We start from the raw sequence: 15,074 nt of genomic DNA, 5'->3' as shown, positions 1-15,074 counted from the left end.
GAACGGCATGACGAGAACGGGATCACGATCGAAGGGCGGGGCCGCGTGATGCGTTACCGGTTGCTGGGGCGTACCGGCCTGCGGGTGTCGGAGCTGTTCCTCGGCGCGATGACCTACCGGCAGGTGACGCCGGAGGCGCGGCGGGTCTTCGACCTGTACGAGGAGTCGGGCGGCAACGTGGTGGACACCGCCTCGATGTACGGCGACAGCGAGAACGTCGTGGGCGAGCTGCTGGAGGGCCGCCGCGACCGCTTCGTGCTGGCCACGAAGTACACCCCCACCCGTGACCGCACCGACCTCAACGCGGCGGGCAACCACCGCAAGAATCTGGTCCTGTCGCTGGAGCAGAGCCTGCGGCGGCTGCGTACCGACTATCTCGACCTGCTGTGGGTGCACGTGTGGGACCGGCACACGCCGGTCGAGGAGACGATGCGGGCGCTGGACGACGTGGTCCGTTCGGGGAAGGTGCTCTACGTGGGCATCTCCGACGCGCCGGCGTGGGTGGTGAGCCGGGCCAACACGCTCGCGGAGTGGCGGGGGTGGACGCCGTTCGCCGGCCTTCAGGTGCCCTACAGCCTGCTCCAGCGTGACGTCGAGCGGGAGCTGCTGCCGATGGCGCGGGCGCTGGGGGTCAGCGTGGCGGCGTGGGGGGTGCTCGCGCGGGGGGTGCTGTCCGGCCGCTACGCCGAGCCGGGCGCGGCGGCCTCACGGGTGTCGCCGGAGTCCATCGGCGAGCGGGACCGGGCCGCGGTCCGGGCCGTGCTGGACGTGGCGGCCGAGCTGGGCGTGACGGCGTCGCAGGTCGCGCTCGCCTGGGCGTTGCGGCGCGGCGTGCATCCGATCCTCGGTACGAGCGGCGCCGAGCAGCTCAAGGACAACCTGGGCGCCTCGGCCGTGGCGCGGGCGCTGCCGGAGGAGGCGATCCACCGGCTGGAGTCCGCGGTGACGTTCGAGCTGGGCTTCCCCGGCGACTTCGTCGGCGAGGTGGACCGCAGCCCGGACATCTACGGCGACGCCCTCCCCTACCTCGACGGCCGCTGACCCGGCAGCCCGCCCGCCCGGCCGGTCAGACCTGCTTGAGGAAGCCGCCGTCGACGGCGAGGTCGGCGCCGGTCGTGCTGGCCGAGCGGGGCGAGGAGAGCAGGGCGACCACGTCGGCGACCTCCTGCGGCTCGACCAGCCGGCCGGTCGACAGCTTCATCATCTCGGGCGCCACCTGGGTGATCACGGTGTCGCGGTCGGTCCCGGCCTGGGCGGCGATGATGTCGGCCGCGCCGCCGCTCTCCGTCCACCAGGCGGTGCGCACCGGGCCGGGGGAGACGGTGTTGACCCGGATGCCCTGGGGCGCGAACTCCTCCGACAGGGCCTTGGTCAGGGTGTTGAGCCCGGCCTTGGCGGCGTTGTAGTCGACGTTCATCGGGGCGGGCATGCGGGCGCTGCCCGACGACACGTTGACGATCGACCCTCCGCCCCGGGCGAGCATCGCCGGGACGGCCGCCCGGACCGCGCGGACGACCGAGAACAGGTTGAACTCGAACATCGTCCGCCAGTCCTCGTCGGTGGGGGTGAGGAAGCCGAAGCGCGGCAGCGCCACGCCGGGCGGCGGGCCGCCGGCGTTGTTCACCAGGATGTCGAGCCCGCCGAACTCGGCCACGGCCCGCCCCACGATCTGCCCGGGGGCCTCCGGGTCCATCAGGTCGGCCGGGACGTGGACCAGGTCGCCGGCGAGCGCCTCCAGTTCGGGGGCGCTCTTCCGCGAGACGGCCACGACGCGGGCGCCCTCGGCGAGAAGGGTGCGGGTGACGGCGAGGCCGATGCCCTTGGAAGCGCCGGTGACAATGGCGACCCGGCCGGAAAGCTGGAGGTCCATAATAATTTTCTTTATTTCGATCGGCTGTGTGCTCATTACGTTATGAGTCGCCGTACGAAAAAGGCTGGCGCGATTCAGACTGACAATTACCGCTGATTTCGGACCTGCGATCCGCGACAGGGCGGTAGCATCGCGATTTGTGGTGGATTGGGTGGTTCGGCAGGCTTCGGCGGCGGACGTCGAGGCCGTGGCCGAGTTGCGGGCCGTGGTGATGCGGGCCGATCTCGAACGGCTCGGCCGCTACGACGAGCATCGGGTGCGGCAGCGGCTGCGCGACGGCTTCCTGCCGGCGCATACCTGGGTGATCGAGGTCGATGGGGTCTTCGCCGGCTGTGTCGCGCTGCGGCCGGCGGGCGACGGCGAGGGAGACGGCCGGAGCAGCGGCTACTGGCTGGAGCACTTCTACCTGGACCCCACCGCTCAGGGCAGCGGAATCGGCTCCGCGGTGCTGCGGGAGCTGCTGGAGCGATGCGACCGCGAGGACGCGACCGTCCGGCTGATCGTGTTGCGGGGCAGTCCGGCGCGCCGGCTGTACGAGCGGCACGGGTTCACGTTCGAGCGCGAGGACCCGGTGGACGTGTGCCTGGTGCGTCCGGCAGGGACGCCACGCGGGCGCGGAGGGCTTCGGCGTCGCCCGGGGCCAGTTCGGAGATGAGGCGAGGGCCCGGCGCAGGGACGCGACGCGAGCTGGGCCTCGCCGAGGCGGCGCAGCATACGGCGCCGAGCGCGCGTTTGCCTCCGCCCCGCCAGGCCAGGGAGCGGCTGTAGTAGGCGATCGCCTCCTCGTACGCGCCGAGCTGGGCGTGGAACCAGCCGATGTCGTTCAGGACCCGGCCCTCGCCCGCCTGGTCGTCGGAGCGCCCGTCCTGCGGCAGGAAGCCCCAGCAGGCGCCGGCCAGTTGCCAGGCGTGGACGTCGAACCCGGAGCGGGCCGCCGGTCTTCGCCGAGGTGCTGCGCTGGACGGCCGAGGGGCCCCTGACCGCCGCGTTCTGGTGCCGGCTGCTCTGCGCCGGGCTGCTGCTCGGCCCCGAGGGGCTGGCGCTGTCCCTGGCCGTCAAGGAGTACGTGGCCCGCCTCGCCGCCGCTAGGCGGCTCCGGTGAGCGCCGTCGCGACCACGACCGGCGTCAGGTAGAGCAGCGGGAACGGCACGTGCCGGTACGAACGGGCGCGGAGCACGGTGACGACCGCGCCCGTGAAGTACACCACCAGGCCGATCCCGGCGGCCACGCCGAGCGGGGGCACGACCAGCCCGGCGAGCAGGCCGGCCGCGCCCAGCGCCTTGGCCGTGCCGAGCCAGGGCCACGCGGCGCGCGGGACGCCGTACTCGGCGAGCGGCTCCACGACCCACGTGGCGCCGACGAAGACCGACACGGCCGAGAACCCCACCCAGAGGGCGGTCAGGACGGTGACGACGACAGCGGCGGTGGACATCGGTGGCTCCTTCGGTTGTCACGGATCCGGGCCGTGAACGGCCCGGCATCTCGTTGACCCCTCAGCCGCCGGAAGTGTGACCGCTCAGGAACGGCGCCAGGCGAGCAGGCCGTCGGGAGCGTCCGCACGGGTGAAGCCGGCGCCGGTGAGCTCGCTCTCGATCGTCGGCCAGAGGGGCCGGTATGCCTCGCCGACCAGCTCCTCCTCGCTGATCACCGTGTCCCCCTCGCTGACGCGGTGGACGAAGCGGCCCTCGAAGGTCTCCGCGTCCAGCCGCGTGATCCCGGACCAGACGGAGTAGGTGTGCCGGCCCACCTGGCGGCTCTCGTGCTTCTCGACCGGCCGCGAGGCGGGCGCGCCGCCGTCGTGCCAGGTGAAGACGAGCAGGCCGCCGGGCTCCATGAGGCCGGCGAGCACGGGCCAGAGCCGCTTGCGGTAGTCGTGCGGCAGCGCGTACATGACGTTGATCATCACGACGGCCTCGACCGGCTCCGGCACCCGCGCGGCGAGCGCGTCGCAGGGCAGGACGGTGACCCGGTCGAGGAGCTCGGGACGCCCGCACAGCCGGGACAGCAGGATCCCGCGCATGCCGGCCGAGGGCTCCAGCGCGAAGATCTCCGCCGGGGTCCACTCGGCCAGCGAGACGGTGATCAGGCCGGAGCCGGCGCCGATCTCCAGGATGCTCCGCGTCACCCCGGTCAGGAGCGGCGGCAGCTTCTCACGGATGACCGGGACGTGACCGTTCTCGTGGAACAGGTCGTAGAAGGGGAGGGAGATGAAGTCGGTCATGGGCGGCCACCGTAGTGGACGCGCCGGCCTCAGCGGCGGCTCAGCCACTTGCGCCGGACCTCGTCCTCCACGTCCACGCCGTGATGGCGGGCGAGCAGCAGCACGTGGCACAGGACGTCGGCGAGCTCGGCGCGGAAGTCGGCCTCGATCTCGGACGGGGTGCGGCCCCTGGTCCTGGCCCGGCCGCTGCGGGTGAGGAACGCCTGGGTGAGCTCGCCGACCTCCTCCTGCAGCTTCAGAATGTGCCAGATGTCGTCCCGCTCGATGCCGAGCGAGGCGGCGTACCGGCTGGAGACGGACTCGATCGCGTCGGAGAGCTGCCGCAGGTCCACCCCCGGAGTGTACGGCCCCGCGCCGGCCGGGCCTGCGGGGGATCGAGATTCGGTAAGCGAGGTGCCATGAGGGGCGTTTCGCCACGCTCCGCGCATCCGTGCCGTCCATCATTCGGAACGGACGACGGCGGCGAGAGGCGAGAGGACGGGCGATGCGGGACATCGAGGTGGTGCTGGAAGCCGGTCCGCGCGGCGGCCACGGGCTCACCGTCCTGGTGTCCGGGCGGGCGCGGCCGGGGATGGACCGCGGCGAGCGGGGCGTTCGGAAGCCGCCCCCTCCCCCGGAGTTCGACGACGACGACCTGCTGGACCCGGGCGGCTGCGAGTTCTGAGCGGCCGCGCCCGGCACCGCGGTTTCGCTCCTGGCGATTCCGCTGCGGGCGTGCACGGGTACGCGCGGGCCGCCGCCTGCGCCAGAGTGACTGCCATGAGGATCCTGGTGCTGGGCGGCACGGAGTTCGTGGGGCGGGCGGTGGTCGAGGAGGCACTCGGCCTGGAGTGGGACGTCACGGTGTTCAACCGGGGCACCAACGCGCCCCCTGCCGGCGTGACCGCGTTACTCGGCGACCGCACGGCCCCCGGCGGGCTCGCGGCGCTGGAGCGCGGCGAGTGGGACGTCGTGGTCGACACCTGGTCGTGGGCGCCCTCGGCGGTGCGCGACACGGCCTCGCTGCTCGCCGGGCGGGCGGGCCACTACGTCTACGTCTCCAGCAGGTCGGTCTACGCCGAGCCTGTGGCGTTCGGGGCCGACGAGAGCGCGCCCATGGTGGCGGCCTCGGCCGACCACGACGACCCCTCCGACTACGCCGTGAACAAGGCGGGCGGCGAGCTGGCGGCGGTGGCGGCGTTCGGGGAGCGGGCGCTGCTGGCCAGGGCCGGGCTGATCATCGGGCCCTACGAGAACATCGGGCGGCTGCCGTGGTGGCTCACCAGGATCGCGCGGGGCGGGCCGGTCCTCGCTCCCGGCCCCGCCGACCAGGGGCTCCAATACGTCGACGCGCGCGACCTCGCGCTGTGGTGCCTGCGGGCGGCCGGGCGCGGGATCGGCGGGGCGTTCAACGTGGTGAGCCCGCCCGGGTTCGTGACCATGCGGGAGATCCTGGAGACCTGCGTCGAGGTGACGGGGGCGGCGGCCGAGCTGCGCTGGGTCGATCCTGAGGCGATCCTGGCGGCCGGGGTGCAGCCGTGGACGGAGCTGCCGTTCTGGCTGGTCGGCGCCGACTACGACTTCCTGCACGGCGGCGACGTGTCGAAGGCGGTGGCGGCCGGGCTGACCTTCCGGCCCGTGGCCGAGACGGTGGGCGACACGTGGGCGTGGCTGCGCAGCGTCGGAGGCGAGGCCCCCGTCCGCCCCGACCGCCCCCGCAAGGGCCTCGCCCCGGAGGTGGAGGCCCGCCTGCTGGGCCTGTGAGAGGGAGACCCCTGGCCCCGGCAAGGCGGCCGGGCGTCAGCGGTGGTAGGTGCGGAGGAGGTCGTAGCCGGCGGCCAGCAGGGCGATGAGGACGCACGTGAGCACCACCAGGAGGCCGTGGCGGAAGGCGGTCGGCCAGCCCAGGGGAAGGGAGCTGAAGAAGACGGAGCCGGCGGCGGCGATGCCGATCGACGAGCCGAGGCGCTGACCGGTCTGCAGCACGCCGGCCGCGCTGCCCCCGCCCTGGGGCGGCACCTCGGAGAGGGTGATCGCCTGGTTCGGCGAGATGACCAGGCCGCTGCCCACGCCCGCGACCAGCAGCGGCAGGGCGGTCGCCAGGCCGACGTCGTGGCCGGGCACGAGCACGGTGGCGACCATCGTGGCGCTCAGCCCGACGATCACGGTCGTGAGCCCGGCGGCCACCAGCCGGCGCCCCGCCCGGCCCACGAGTCGCCCGCCGACCACCGAGGCGGAGGCCGACCCCAGCGCGAACGGGGTGATCGACAGCCCCGCCATCAGGGGGGTGTAGCCGAGGCCGCTCTGCAGATAGAGGGTGAAGGCGAAGAAGATGCCGGTGAAGCCCGCGAAGTAGAACAGGGCGATGGCGGAGCCCAGGCTGTAGGAGCGCTTGCGGAAGAGGGCCAGGTTGACCAGGGGTTCGCGGCGGTAGGCGCGTTCCCAGGCCACGAAGGCGGCCAGGACGAGCAGGGCGGCGGGGACGAGGAGCCATTTCGCCTGGCCGTGCCACTGGTGCTGCTGGATGAAGGGCAGGAGGAGGCAGCCGACGCCCAGGCCGAGCAGCAGGACGCCCACCGGGTCCATGCTCTCCCGCCGCCCGGCGAGCTGGGCGGGGCCGGGGGTGGGGAGCACGCGGTGGGCCAGCGGGAGGAGGGCGAGACCGATCGGGAGGTTGACCAGGAAGACCCAGCGCCACCCGAGCTCCGCCCCGAACCCGGTCACCAGGGCTCCGCCGATCAGGGGCCCGGCGGCCGTGGAGACGCCGATGGTGGCGCCGAGGGCGCCGAAGGCCCGGCCGCGCTCGTGCCCGCGGAACATCTGCTGGATCAGCCCCGACACCTGCGGGTTCAGCAGGCCGGCCGCCATGCCCTGGAGGAGCCGTGACACGATGAGCACGTTCATGCTCCAGGCGAGCCCGCAGGCGACGCTGGACAGGGTGAACAGCACCACCCCCCACATGAACAGCGTCCGCCGGCTCCGCGCGTCCCCCAGCCGCCCGGCGGGCACCAGCAGCAGGCCGAACGTGAGCGCGTACCCGGACAGCGTCCACTGGAGCCCGTCCTCCCTCGCGTGCAGGCCCTCGCGGATGGACGGCAGCGCCACGTTCACGATGCTCACGTCGAGCCCGGTCATGAACGCCGCCACCAGGCAGACGGCGAGCGCACGCCCGCGCGGGTCGGCCTGCCACGACGCCTTCATGAACGGCTGCCCTTCCCCCGTCCCCCGGACGGCGTGCGGATATCGTCCTTCCCTAACCAGGATTTCGGCGCCGTAACGATCCCGATATTCGCGAAGGGTGGGTTTCGCCACAGACCGGGAGTAACGTCCGGATCATGGACACGATGGCCGTCGAGCAGAACGGCATCAACGCGGTTCCCGAGGCGGAGCGGCACGGCCGGCCGGGTGACCTCTTCTGGCCGTGGGCCGGCTCCAACCTGTCGCTGTTCGGGGTCGCGTTCGGCGTCTACATCGTCGGGCTCGGGCTCGGCGTCATCCCGGCGATCATCACCGGCGCCGTCGGGTACGCGCTGTCGTTCCTGCTGGTCGGCCTGGTCGCGGTCGCCGGCACCCGGTCCGGCGTGCCGACGATGACGCTGGGCCGCGCGCCCTTCGGCTACCAGGGCAACAAGCTGCCCGCCACGCTGTCGTACATCTCGAACGTCGGCTGGGAGATCGTGCTCGTCACGCTGTCGGCGCAGAGCGGGGCGGCCATCCTCGCCCGGCTCGCGCCCGGCCTCCCCCGCACGACCGCCACCGCCCTCTGCTTCGCGGTCGCGGCGCTCGTCGTGATCGCCGTCGGCGTGTACGGCCACGCGCTGATCATGGTGGTCCAGCGGTACCTGACGTACGCGTTCGTCGTGCTGACCGTCGTCTACATGGCGCTCATGGCGCCCCGGCTCGGCGTGTCGCTGGAGACCACCACCGGGGCCGGCGGCTGGATCGGCGGCATCATCTTCGCGATGACGCTGCTCGGCCTCGGCTGGGTCAACTGCGGCGCGGACTACTCGCGCTACCTGCCCGCCCGCTCGTCCGGCCGGGCGGTGGCGTTCTGGACGATGCTCGGGGGCGCGCTGCCGCCGATGGTGCTGCTGGTGTTCGGGGTGCTGCTGGCGGGCGGCGACCCGAAGCTCGCCGAGGCGGCCGGGGGCGATCCGGTGGCGGCGCTGGCGGGGGCGTTGCCGACGTGGTTCCTGCTGCCGTACCTGCTGACCGCGATCGGCGGGTTCCTGGCGGGGGCGATCATGGACATCTACTCGTCCGGGCTGTCGATGCTGGCGCTCGGGGTGCCGGTGCGGCGGCACCTCGCGGTGCTGATCGACGGGGTGCTCATGGTGCTCGGCGGCTACTACCTGCTGTTCGTCAGCGACAGCTTCTTCGGCACCTTCCAGGCGTTCCTCGCGATCGTCGGCGTGGTGATGGCCGCCTGGGTGGCGATCTTCCTCGTGGACATGTGGCGGCTGCGGGACGGCGGGCGCGCGTACGACGAGTCGCTGCTGCGCCCCGGCGGGCCCGCCGTCAACTGGACGGGGGTCGCCACGCTCGTGGTGGCGTCGGTCGTGGGCATGGGGCTGATCACCTCGGCGGACGAGAACATCGCGAAGGTCGTCGGGTTCCTGATGAGCGAGGAGCTGAAGGGGTCCACGTTCGGGGCGGCGAACATCGGCGTGGTGATCGCGCTGGTGGTGGCCGGGGTGCTGTACTTCGCCGCCACGGCCCCGGCGGGCGCCCGCCGGCGCGCCGCGGGCCGCACCGGCGCCTGAGAACCGTCACCGCCGGGTACGTCGCGTTCATGGCCGATCGCCGTTACTGTTGGTGATCGATGATGGACATACCGTTGCGACTGCTGGCGTGGGCGGTGCATCTCACGCTCTTCGGGCTGCTGGCGATGGCCGTGGTCACCGTGCTGCGCGAGGACCAGGTGGGGGTGGCGGCCGGCGGCGTCCTGCTCGGGGCCCTCTACGCGGCGGGGCCCTCGATGGAGGGCAGGCCGGTGGCCGGGCCGGTGTGGCTCGGGGCGGTGACCGCGCTCTGGCTGGTGCTGGCCGTGGCCTCGGCGCCGTTCGTGTGGCCGGCGTTCCCGCTGCTCTACTCCTATGTGCGGGTGCTGCCGCTCTGGCTGGCGATGTTCGGGGTGGGGGCGGTGACGTCGGTGGCGATCCTGGCCGCGGCGTGGCACGCGGGCGAGCCGGCGGTGCCACTGGTGGTGGGCCCGGCGCTCGCGGCGGCCGTGGTCACCCTGCTCGCGCTGGCCTGCCGTTCCATGCGCGAGCAGGCCGGCCCGACGGCTCGTGACCTGGCGGGGCTGGCGGCTCGTGAGCGGCCCGCGCCTCCCGTCACGCCGTGACGATCGCGAAGTCCCTGATCGGGTGGTCGAGGACGGCCACCAGGCGCTTGAGCGCCGTCGTGTCGCCCTCCCGCTCCACGCCCTCCACGCCCCTGCCCGCCATCAGCCCCACGAGCTGCGCCTTCGTCAGCCGCAGGGTCAGGTCGGGGACCACACCGGCGGGCGGGTTCGGCTGGTGGATGAGGGCGCCGTTGGAGAGCGTCGTGCGGTGGCGCTCGCCGAGGTCGGTCAGGTGCCAGTCGATGGCCAGACGTTCGTGCCAGGCCCGCGGCCCGTCCACCCGTACGGCGAGCGTGTCGAAGATCTGCGCCACGCTCAGCGCGGCGAGCACGTCCGGCGCGGTCCGCTCCGGCGTGGCGGGGACGATGCCGTCGGCCAGCTCCAGCGCGGCCATCAGGTAGAAGTTGCGCCAGGCGGCGTTCTCCGCGCCGTGGCCGAGCCGGGTGTAGACCTCGGCGAGCAGGTCGCGGGCCTCCTTGTTGCCCTCGTCGGCGAAGACGGCGTGGTTGAGGAGCTGGACGGCGAAGCGCAGGTCGCCGTCGTCGATGTAGCGGCGGGCGAAGGCGACCACGGCCGCGCCGCCGCCGAGGCAGGCGACGTACCGGATGGCGCTCTCCCTCGGCGGGTGCTCCCAGAGGTGGGCGGGGTTGCCGTCGAACCAGCCGAGATAGCGCTGGTAGACGGCCTTGACGTTGTGGGCGGTCGAGCCGTGGTGGCCGCGGGCGTGCGAGGCCCGCTCCAGTTCGGGCGGCAGGCGTACGGTCTCGGCGATCTCGGCGGCGGTCAGGCCCTTGTTGAGCAGGCGCAGGGTCTGGTCGTGCAGGTAGGCGTACAGGTCGCGCTGCCGGGTGAGGTGGCCGGCGATGCCGTCGCCGCCCCAGGTGGGCCAGTGGTGGGCGGCGAGCGCGACGTCGGCGTGCGGGGCGAGCAGGGCGAGCGCCTCGTCGAGGTGGCGGGCCCACGTCCGGGGGTCGCGGACCTCGGAGCCGCGCAGGGACAGGACGGCGTGCTGGCCGCGGCCGGCGTTCTCGGCGAGGAACAGCGCCCGGTGCGCGGGGAGGAGGATGCTCAGCTCGGCGGGCCCGCCGCCGCCCAGGGTGAGCTGGAAGAGCAGGTCCACGCCGTCGATCGTCTCCTCCTGCCCGGTGTGGGTGACCTCCAGCGTGGGCGGGAGCAGCGACCGGGTGCCGGGGGCGACGGTCATGCCGAGGCCGGAGCCGAGCTGGCCCTCGGGCGAGCGGGGCAGGGCGGGGCCGTACATGTAGACGGCGCGGCGGGCCCGGGCGGGGCCGGCGTACAGGGTCTCCGCCACCGCGTGCTCCAGGAACCCGGCGGCGGCCAGGATCGGGACGTCGCCGCGGGTGACGCCGCGCCCGCCGCCGTAGTGGTCGGTGTGGGGGTGGGTGTAGACGACGCCGGTGACGGGGCGCTCGCCGCGGTGGGCGCGGTAGAGCCTGAGCGCGGCGGCGGCGCACTCGACGGAGCCGAGCGGATCGATGACGACGACGCCCCGCTCGCCCTCGATCAGGGTCATGTTGGCCAGGTCGAGGCCGCGTACCTGGTAGACGCCCGGGGTGACCTCGTACAGACCTTGGCGGGCGCAGAGCCGGGCCTGGCGCCACAGGCTGGGATGGGCCGTCTCGGGGCATTCGTCGTGGAGGAAGTCGTAGGCGTCGATGTCCCAGATGACCCTGCCGTCGGCCGTTTTGATCACCCCGGGGTCGAGTCTGGCGATGAAGCCGCGATCGGCGTCGTCGAAGTCGCCCGTGTCGCGAACTGGAAGGTCTGCCATGCCTGTTCGCATGCCCGGTAGTGGTTCCCGGCTAGCTCAACAATTCCCCCTTAGAGGATGAATCTCGGGCAATCAGGACAAGCAGGGCAGTCGGCCGTGTGATTAGCTGATCGTTCATGGGAGCGTGTGTGTTCGATCTCGACGGCGTGCTGGTCGACTCCGAGCCGGTGTGGGAGGAGGTGCGGCGGGCGTTCGTGGCCGAGCACGGCGGCACGTGGCAGCCGGACACCCAGGCGCGGCTCATGGGCATGAGCACCGGCGAGTGGGCCGCGTACCTGCACGAGCTGGGCGTCCGCCTGGAGCCTGACGAGATCGCCCGCGGGGTCGTCGACCGGATGGCGGCGCGCTACCGCGACGAGGTGCCGCTGATGCCGGGCGCGGTGGAGACCGTACGGCGGCTCGCGGAAGGGCGCACGCTCGGGCTCGCCAGCTCGTCCCCCCGCCGGCTGATCGACGTGGTGCTGGACGCGGCCGGCCTGGCGGGGTGCTTCGCGGCCACCGTCTCGACCGAGGAGGTCGAGCGGGGCAAACCCGCGCCCGACGGCTACCTGGAGGCGGCGCGCCGCATGGGGCTCGACCCGCGCGGCTGCGTCGCCGTCGAGGACTCCAGCAACGGCCTGCGTTCGGCGCACGCGGCGGGGATGCGGGTCATCGCGGTGCCGCACCCCCGCTACCCGCCCGCGCCGGACGCGCTGGCGCTCGCCTGGCGGGTGCTGCCGGACCTCAGCGCGCTCACCCCCGACCTGATCCGCTGAGTCCCGAGGCTCGCTGGCTATGCTTTCTGGATCGTGAGAGACATCACGGTTTTCAGCGGCAGCGCACATCCCGAGCTCGCTGAGGAGATCTGCGCCCATCTGGGCACGACCCTGCAGCCGGTGAAGGTCGACCGGTTCGCGAACGACGTCCTCGAAGTGCAGCTCCAGGCCAACTGCCGCGAACGGGACGTCTTCCTCATCCAGCCCCTCGTGCCGCCCACGCAGGAGCACCTGGTCGAGCTGCTGCTCATGCTGGACGCCGCCCGTGGCGCGTCGGCGGCCCGTACGACGGTGGTCCTGCCCCATTACGCCTACGCCCGATCGGACAAGAAGGACCAGCCGCGCATCTCGATCGGCGCCCGGCTGGTCGCCGACCTGCTGGTCGCGGCCGGCGCGAGCCGTGTCCTCACGATGACCCTGCACTCGCCGCAGGTGCACGGCTTCTTCAGCGTCCCGGTGGATCACCTGCACGCGCTGCGCGAGCTGGCCCAGCACTTCCGCCGCTACGACCTGTCGAACACGGTCGTCGTCTCCCCCGACCTCGGCAACGCCAAGGAGGCCGCGCACTTCGCCCGCCTGCTCGGCACCAGCGTCGCCATGGGCGCCAAGCAGCGCTACGCCGACGACCGGGTGGTGATCAGCTCGGTCATCGGCGACGTGGCCGGCAAGGACGTGATCATCCTGGACGACGAGATCGCGAAGGGCAGCACCGTGATCGAGCTGCTCGGCCGGCTGCGCGAGCAGAACGTGCGCTCGGTGCGCGTGGCGTGCACCCACGGGCTGTTCTCCGACGGCGCGGTGGAGCGGCTGAGCGCCCTGCCGGAGGTCGCCGAGATCGTCTGCACGAACACCGTGCCGCCGCCCCGGCGGAGCGACAAGCTGACGATCCTGTCGATCGCGCCCGCCCTGGCCGAGGCGATGCGCAGGATCCACGACGGCGAGTCGGTGAGCGCCCTGTTCAGTACATCCTGATCACCTGCGCGGTCACCCGGCGGGCCTGGTGGGAGGCGAGGTAGGTGATCACCTCGGCCACCTCCTCCGGCCGGCCGACCGTGCCGATCGGGCCGTGCGCGCGGGCCAGACTCTCCACCTCCTCGTTGACCCAGCCGGTGTCGGTGATCGGCGGATGCACCATGTTGGCGGTGACGCCGTGGCGGCCCAGCTCGTGCGCCGCCGACATCGTGTAGCTCTCCTGGGCCGCCTTGGCCGCGCCGTAGCTGACCTCGCCGGGGAAGCCCTGCGGCCCCTCGGAGGTCAGGCCGATGATCCGGCCCCAGCTCGCGCCGCGCGCGACGTGCCGCCGGGCGAACTCGGCGATGAGCAGCGCGGGGGCGCGCACGTCCACCGCGAACTGGCGGTCGTGGGTCGCGGCGTCCACCGGCCGGGTCGGGCGGCCGAAGCCGTCGTGCCCGCGCGCCTCGAACGTGTCGCTGAGCCAGCCGCTCGCGTTGTTGACCAGGATCTCGACCGGCCCGAACGCCTCCTCCGCCAGGTCGAACAGCCGGCCGGGCGTCTCCGGGCCGGCAAGGTCGGCCTCCGCCGACTCGGCCCTGCCGCCCGCCTCGCGCACCCGCGCCACGACCTCGCCGGCGTCGCCGGCCCGCAGCCGGTCGTACGCCTCGGGATAGGCGGGATGCTTCAGCGGGTCGAGCCGTTTGTACGTCAGGAAGACCGCCACACCCTGGGCCGCCAGCGCGATCGCGGTGGCCGCCCCGATGCCCTGATTGGCGCCGGTGATCAGCGCGACCTTTCCAGTCAGGCGAGGATCGATCATAGTGACCATCATGCACGTCGCAACCGACCGCCTGCTGAGCCGTTTCCTGGAGGCCGTGGAGCCCGCCGTCCCCCTCGTCGCGCTGTGGGCCCACGGGTCGCTGGCGACGGACGACTACCAGCCCGGCCGCAGCGACCTCGATCTCGTCGCGATCGTGGACGAGCCGGTCACGATGGGGCACTGGCGGCGGATCAAGGCCGTGCACCGGGGGCTGGACCTGCCGCTGGCGGACCGGCTGCACTGCTCGTACATCCCCCGGCAGGAGCTGGCCGAGCCGTCCGCCGAGCACGTGACGTGGGCGCACGAGGAGATCTTCCGCCGTCCGGTGACCCCCGTGACCCGGCGCGAGCTGCACGTGAAGGCGCTCGAACTGTACGGGCCGTCGCCCGCCGGGCTGCTGCCGCCGGTGTCGGACGCCGAGCTGGCCGAGTTCGTCCGTACGGACCTGCGGGACTTCTGGCTGGTGAAGACGCAGGGGCGGCGGCGCTGGCTGCACGACGTCTGGGTGGACCTCGGCACGGTGACGGTCGCGCGGGCCGCGGTCACGCTCGCCGACGGGCGGCTCATCACCAAGCGGGAGGCTCTGGACCTGCTGCCGGGGATGGGGGCGCCCGAGCTCGTGGTGGCCGACGTCACGGCCCGCCGGTACGGCACGCCGCGCCCCCCGCTCAGCCGCTTCCGCCGGGCCAAGCTGGCCCGCGCGTTCATCCGGCCGGCGATCAGGAAGATCCTCGCCTGAGCGCGGCGGTCACGGGGATCCCGGCCCGAGCACGCCGGTCAGGCGGGTGAGCGCCTCGGTGATCCGGCCGGGGGTGAGGCCGAGCCGGGTGCGCTGGTAGCCGTACACCTCGGGGGCGAGGGGGGCGAGCAGCACCTCCACCAGCGCGTCCGGGCCGGGTGTGCCGGCCGCCACCAGCAGGGCCCGCACGTGGGCCCGCCAGAAGCCGTACGCGCCGGTCTCGAAGCGCGAACGCCCCACCTCCGTGCCCAGCACCAGGTGGGCGTGGTCCTCCAGCAGGCGCACCATCGCGGCGTAGAAGGCGGCGAGCCGGTCGGCGGGCGGCGCGCCCGGGCCGAGCGGCGGCTTGCCGCGCAGCAACCGCTCCTGCAGCTCGCGCTCGTGCTCGTCGAGCAGCGCGACGGCGATCGAGGCGCGGTCGGGGTAGCGGCGGTAGAGCGTGCCCCGGCCCACGCCGGCTCTCTTGGCGATGTCGTCCATCGTCACGTCCTGCGGCGGGCGCTCGGCGAAGAGCGCGGCCGCGGCCTCGAGGATCCTGGCCCGGTTGCGGGCGGCGTCGGCTCTCTCCACACGCCCATTGTAGGTGGACACGGCGT

General features: G+C 73.2%; 18 protein-coding genes. 10 read left to right on the top strand and 8 right to left on the bottom strand.

All coding sequences use genetic code 11. The features are described 5' to 3' along the window. The first annotated feature begins 48 nt into the window (after window positions 1-48). On the top strand, window positions 49-1,041 hold the full coding sequence (locus tag Nocox_RS03280; protein WP_026214381.1) for an aldo/keto reductase: 993 nt from the start codon (window positions 49-51) through the stop codon (window positions 1,039-1,041). A gap of 25 nt (window positions 1,042-1,066) precedes the next feature. Here Nocox_RS03280 and Nocox_RS03275 read toward each other — a convergent pair whose 3' ends face one another. Next, window positions 1,067-1,870, bottom strand: coding sequence for an SDR family NAD(P)-dependent oxidoreductase (locus Nocox_RS03275; RefSeq protein ID WP_020543442.1), 804 nt, complete (start codon window positions 1,868-1,870; stop codon window positions 1,067-1,069). Window positions 1,871-2,021: 151 nt separating this feature from the next. Here Nocox_RS03275 and Nocox_RS03270 point away from each other — a divergent pair, with 151 nt between their 5' ends. Together Nocox_RS03270 and Nocox_RS03265 are read left to right on the top strand one after the other, a co-directional pair. Continuing rightward, entirely contained in the window at window positions 2,022-2,525 is a 504-nt protein-coding gene (locus Nocox_RS03270) for a GNAT family N-acetyltransferase (RefSeq protein WP_020543441.1), read from the top strand. Between the two features lie 294 nt (window positions 2,526-2,819). Further along, on the top strand, window positions 2,820-2,972 hold the full coding sequence (locus Nocox_RS03265) for a hypothetical protein (protein ID WP_020543440.1): 153 nt from the start codon (window positions 2,820-2,822) through the stop codon (window positions 2,970-2,972). Here the strand turns inward: Nocox_RS03265 and Nocox_RS03260 are convergent. The 3 genes from Nocox_RS03260 to Nocox_RS03250 all read right to left on the bottom strand — a co-directional run bounded on the left by Nocox_RS03260 (window position 2,956) and on the right by Nocox_RS03250 (window position 4,424). Further along, complete coding sequence (locus tag Nocox_RS03260; protein ID WP_020543439.1) at window positions 2,956-3,303, bottom strand: DoxX family protein; 348 nt, start codon at window positions 3,301-3,303, stop codon at window positions 2,956-2,958. The two genes, Nocox_RS03265 and Nocox_RS03260, sit on opposite strands and share 17 nt — an antisense overlap. An 84-nt stretch (window positions 3,304-3,387) precedes the next feature. Beyond that, a complete protein-coding gene (locus tag Nocox_RS03255) occupies window positions 3,388-4,092 on the bottom strand; it encodes a class I SAM-dependent methyltransferase (RefSeq protein ID WP_020543438.1) in 705 nt (234 codons plus the stop codon). 29 nt (window positions 4,093-4,121) lie between these two features. Further along, a complete protein-coding gene (locus Nocox_RS03250) occupies window positions 4,122-4,424 on the bottom strand; it encodes a MazG nucleotide pyrophosphohydrolase domain-containing protein (protein WP_020543437.1) in 303 nt (100 codons plus the stop codon). Window positions 4,425-4,576: 152 nt separating this feature from the next. Here Nocox_RS03250 and Nocox_RS03245 point away from each other — a divergent pair, with 152 nt between their 5' ends. Further along, the gene (locus tag Nocox_RS03245) at window positions 4,577-4,756 is read left to right on the top strand and encodes a hypothetical protein (protein WP_020543436.1); all 180 of its coding nucleotides are present in this window, start codon (window positions 4,577-4,579) and stop codon (window positions 4,754-4,756) included. A gap of 95 nt (window positions 4,757-4,851) precedes the next feature. Next, a complete protein-coding gene (locus tag Nocox_RS03240) occupies window positions 4,852-5,835 on the top strand; it encodes an NAD-dependent epimerase/dehydratase family protein (protein ID WP_020543435.1) in 984 nt (327 codons plus the stop codon). Between the two features lie 36 nt (window positions 5,836-5,871). Here the strand turns inward: Nocox_RS03240 and Nocox_RS03235 are convergent, their stop codons facing one another. Further along, window positions 5,872-7,272 (bottom strand): MFS transporter, encoded by a 1,401-nt coding sequence (locus Nocox_RS03235; protein ID WP_020543434.1) that lies wholly within the window; start codon window positions 7,270-7,272, stop codon window positions 5,872-5,874. Window positions 7,273-7,406: 134 nt separating this feature from the next. Between Nocox_RS03235 and Nocox_RS03230 the strand changes: the two genes are divergently transcribed. Both Nocox_RS03230 and Nocox_RS03225 read left to right on the top strand, forming a co-directional pair. Next, on the top strand, window positions 7,407-8,834 hold the full coding sequence (locus Nocox_RS03230; RefSeq protein ID WP_020543433.1) for a purine-cytosine permease family protein: 1,428 nt from the start codon (window positions 7,407-7,409) through the stop codon (window positions 8,832-8,834). Between the two features lie 59 nt (window positions 8,835-8,893). Next, window positions 8,894-9,418 carry a hypothetical protein gene (locus tag Nocox_RS03225; protein WP_157383075.1) on the top strand — a complete coding sequence of 175 codons (525 nt, stop codon included), beginning with the start codon at window positions 8,894-8,896 and terminating at the stop codon, window positions 9,416-9,418. Here Nocox_RS03225 and Nocox_RS03220 read toward each other — a convergent pair. Continuing rightward, entirely contained in the window at window positions 9,408-11,210 is a 1,803-nt protein-coding gene (locus Nocox_RS03220; RefSeq protein WP_020543431.1) for an alkyl/aryl-sulfatase, read from the bottom strand. The genes Nocox_RS03225 and Nocox_RS03220 overlap by 11 nt on opposite strands. Before the next feature lie 128 nt (window positions 11,211-11,338). Here Nocox_RS03220 and Nocox_RS03215 point away from each other — a divergent pair, with 128 nt between their 5' ends. Next, on the top strand, window positions 11,339-11,965 hold the full coding sequence (locus tag Nocox_RS03215) for an HAD family hydrolase (protein ID WP_020543430.1): 627 nt from the start codon (window positions 11,339-11,341) through the stop codon (window positions 11,963-11,965). A gap of 33 nt (window positions 11,966-11,998) precedes the next feature. Next, the gene (locus Nocox_RS03210) at window positions 11,999-12,937 is read left to right on the top strand and encodes a ribose-phosphate diphosphokinase (protein WP_020543429.1); all 939 of its coding nucleotides are present in this window, start codon (window positions 11,999-12,001) and stop codon (window positions 12,935-12,937) included. On the opposite strand, the gene Nocox_RS03205 is transcribed toward Nocox_RS03210, so the two are convergent. After that, on the bottom strand, window positions 12,924-13,739 hold the full coding sequence (locus Nocox_RS03205) for an SDR family NAD(P)-dependent oxidoreductase (RefSeq protein ID WP_020543428.1): 816 nt from the start codon (window positions 13,737-13,739) through the stop codon (window positions 12,924-12,926). The genes Nocox_RS03210 and Nocox_RS03205 overlap by 14 nt on opposite strands. A gap of 10 nt (window positions 13,740-13,749) precedes the next feature. Here Nocox_RS03205 and Nocox_RS03200 point away from each other — a divergent pair, with 10 nt between their 5' ends. Then, window positions 13,750-14,478 carry a nucleotidyltransferase domain-containing protein gene (locus tag Nocox_RS03200; RefSeq protein WP_033409157.1) on the top strand — a complete coding sequence of 243 codons (729 nt, stop codon included), beginning with the start codon at window positions 13,750-13,752 and terminating at the stop codon, window positions 14,476-14,478. A 9-nt stretch (window positions 14,479-14,487) separates the two neighbouring features. Here the strand turns inward: Nocox_RS03200 and Nocox_RS03195 are convergent, their stop codons facing one another. Then, window positions 14,488-15,048 (bottom strand): TetR/AcrR family transcriptional regulator, encoded by a 561-nt coding sequence (locus Nocox_RS03195; protein WP_020543426.1) that lies wholly within the window; start codon window positions 15,046-15,048, stop codon window positions 14,488-14,490. Window positions 15,049-15,074 lie beyond the last annotated feature (26 nt).

Source organism: Nonomuraea coxensis DSM 45129 (assembly GCF_019397265.1).
In the GTDB taxonomy this organism is placed as follows: Bacteria; Actinomycetota; Actinomycetes; order Streptosporangiales; family Streptosporangiaceae; genus Nonomuraea; species Nonomuraea coxensis.
This window is presented reverse-complemented; position numbering and strand designations above follow the sequence as displayed.

Coding starts and splice junctions, on each gene's coding strand:
- Nocox_RS03280 (WP_026214381.1), top strand. CDS start 49: ATGCGTTACCGGTTGCTGGGGCGTACCGGCCTGCGGGTGTCGGAGCTG.
- Nocox_RS03275 (WP_020543442.1), bottom strand. CDS start 1,870: ATGGACCTCCAGCTTTCCGGCCGGGTCGCCATTGTCACCGGCGCTTCC.
- Nocox_RS03260 (WP_020543439.1), bottom strand. CDS start 3,303: ATGTCCACCGCCGCTGTCGTCGTCACCGTCCTGACCGCCCTCTGGGTG.
- Nocox_RS03255 (WP_020543438.1), bottom strand. CDS start 4,092: ATGACCGACTTCATCTCCCTCCCCTTCTACGACCTGTTCCACGAGAAC.
- Nocox_RS03245 (WP_020543436.1), top strand. CDS start 4,577: ATGCGGGACATCGAGGTGGTGCTGGAAGCCGGTCCGCGCGGCGGCCAC.
- Nocox_RS03240 (WP_020543435.1), top strand. CDS start 4,852: ATGAGGATCCTGGTGCTGGGCGGCACGGAGTTCGTGGGGCGGGCGGTG.
- Nocox_RS03235 (WP_020543434.1), bottom strand. CDS start 7,272: ATGAAGGCGTCGTGGCAGGCCGACCCGCGCGGGCGTGCGCTCGCCGTC.
- Nocox_RS03230 (WP_020543433.1), top strand. CDS start 7,407: ATGGACACGATGGCCGTCGAGCAGAACGGCATCAACGCGGTTCCCGAG.
- Nocox_RS03225 (WP_157383075.1), top strand. CDS start 8,894: ATGATGGACATACCGTTGCGACTGCTGGCGTGGGCGGTGCATCTCACG.
- Nocox_RS03220 (WP_020543431.1), bottom strand. CDS start 11,210: ATGGCAGACCTTCCAGTTCGCGACACGGGCGACTTCGACGACGCCGAT.
- Nocox_RS03205 (WP_020543428.1), bottom strand. CDS start 13,739: ATGATCGATCCTCGCCTGACTGGAAAGGTCGCGCTGATCACCGGCGCC.
- Nocox_RS03200 (WP_033409157.1), top strand. CDS start 13,750: ATGCACGTCGCAACCGACCGCCTGCTGAGCCGTTTCCTGGAGGCCGTG.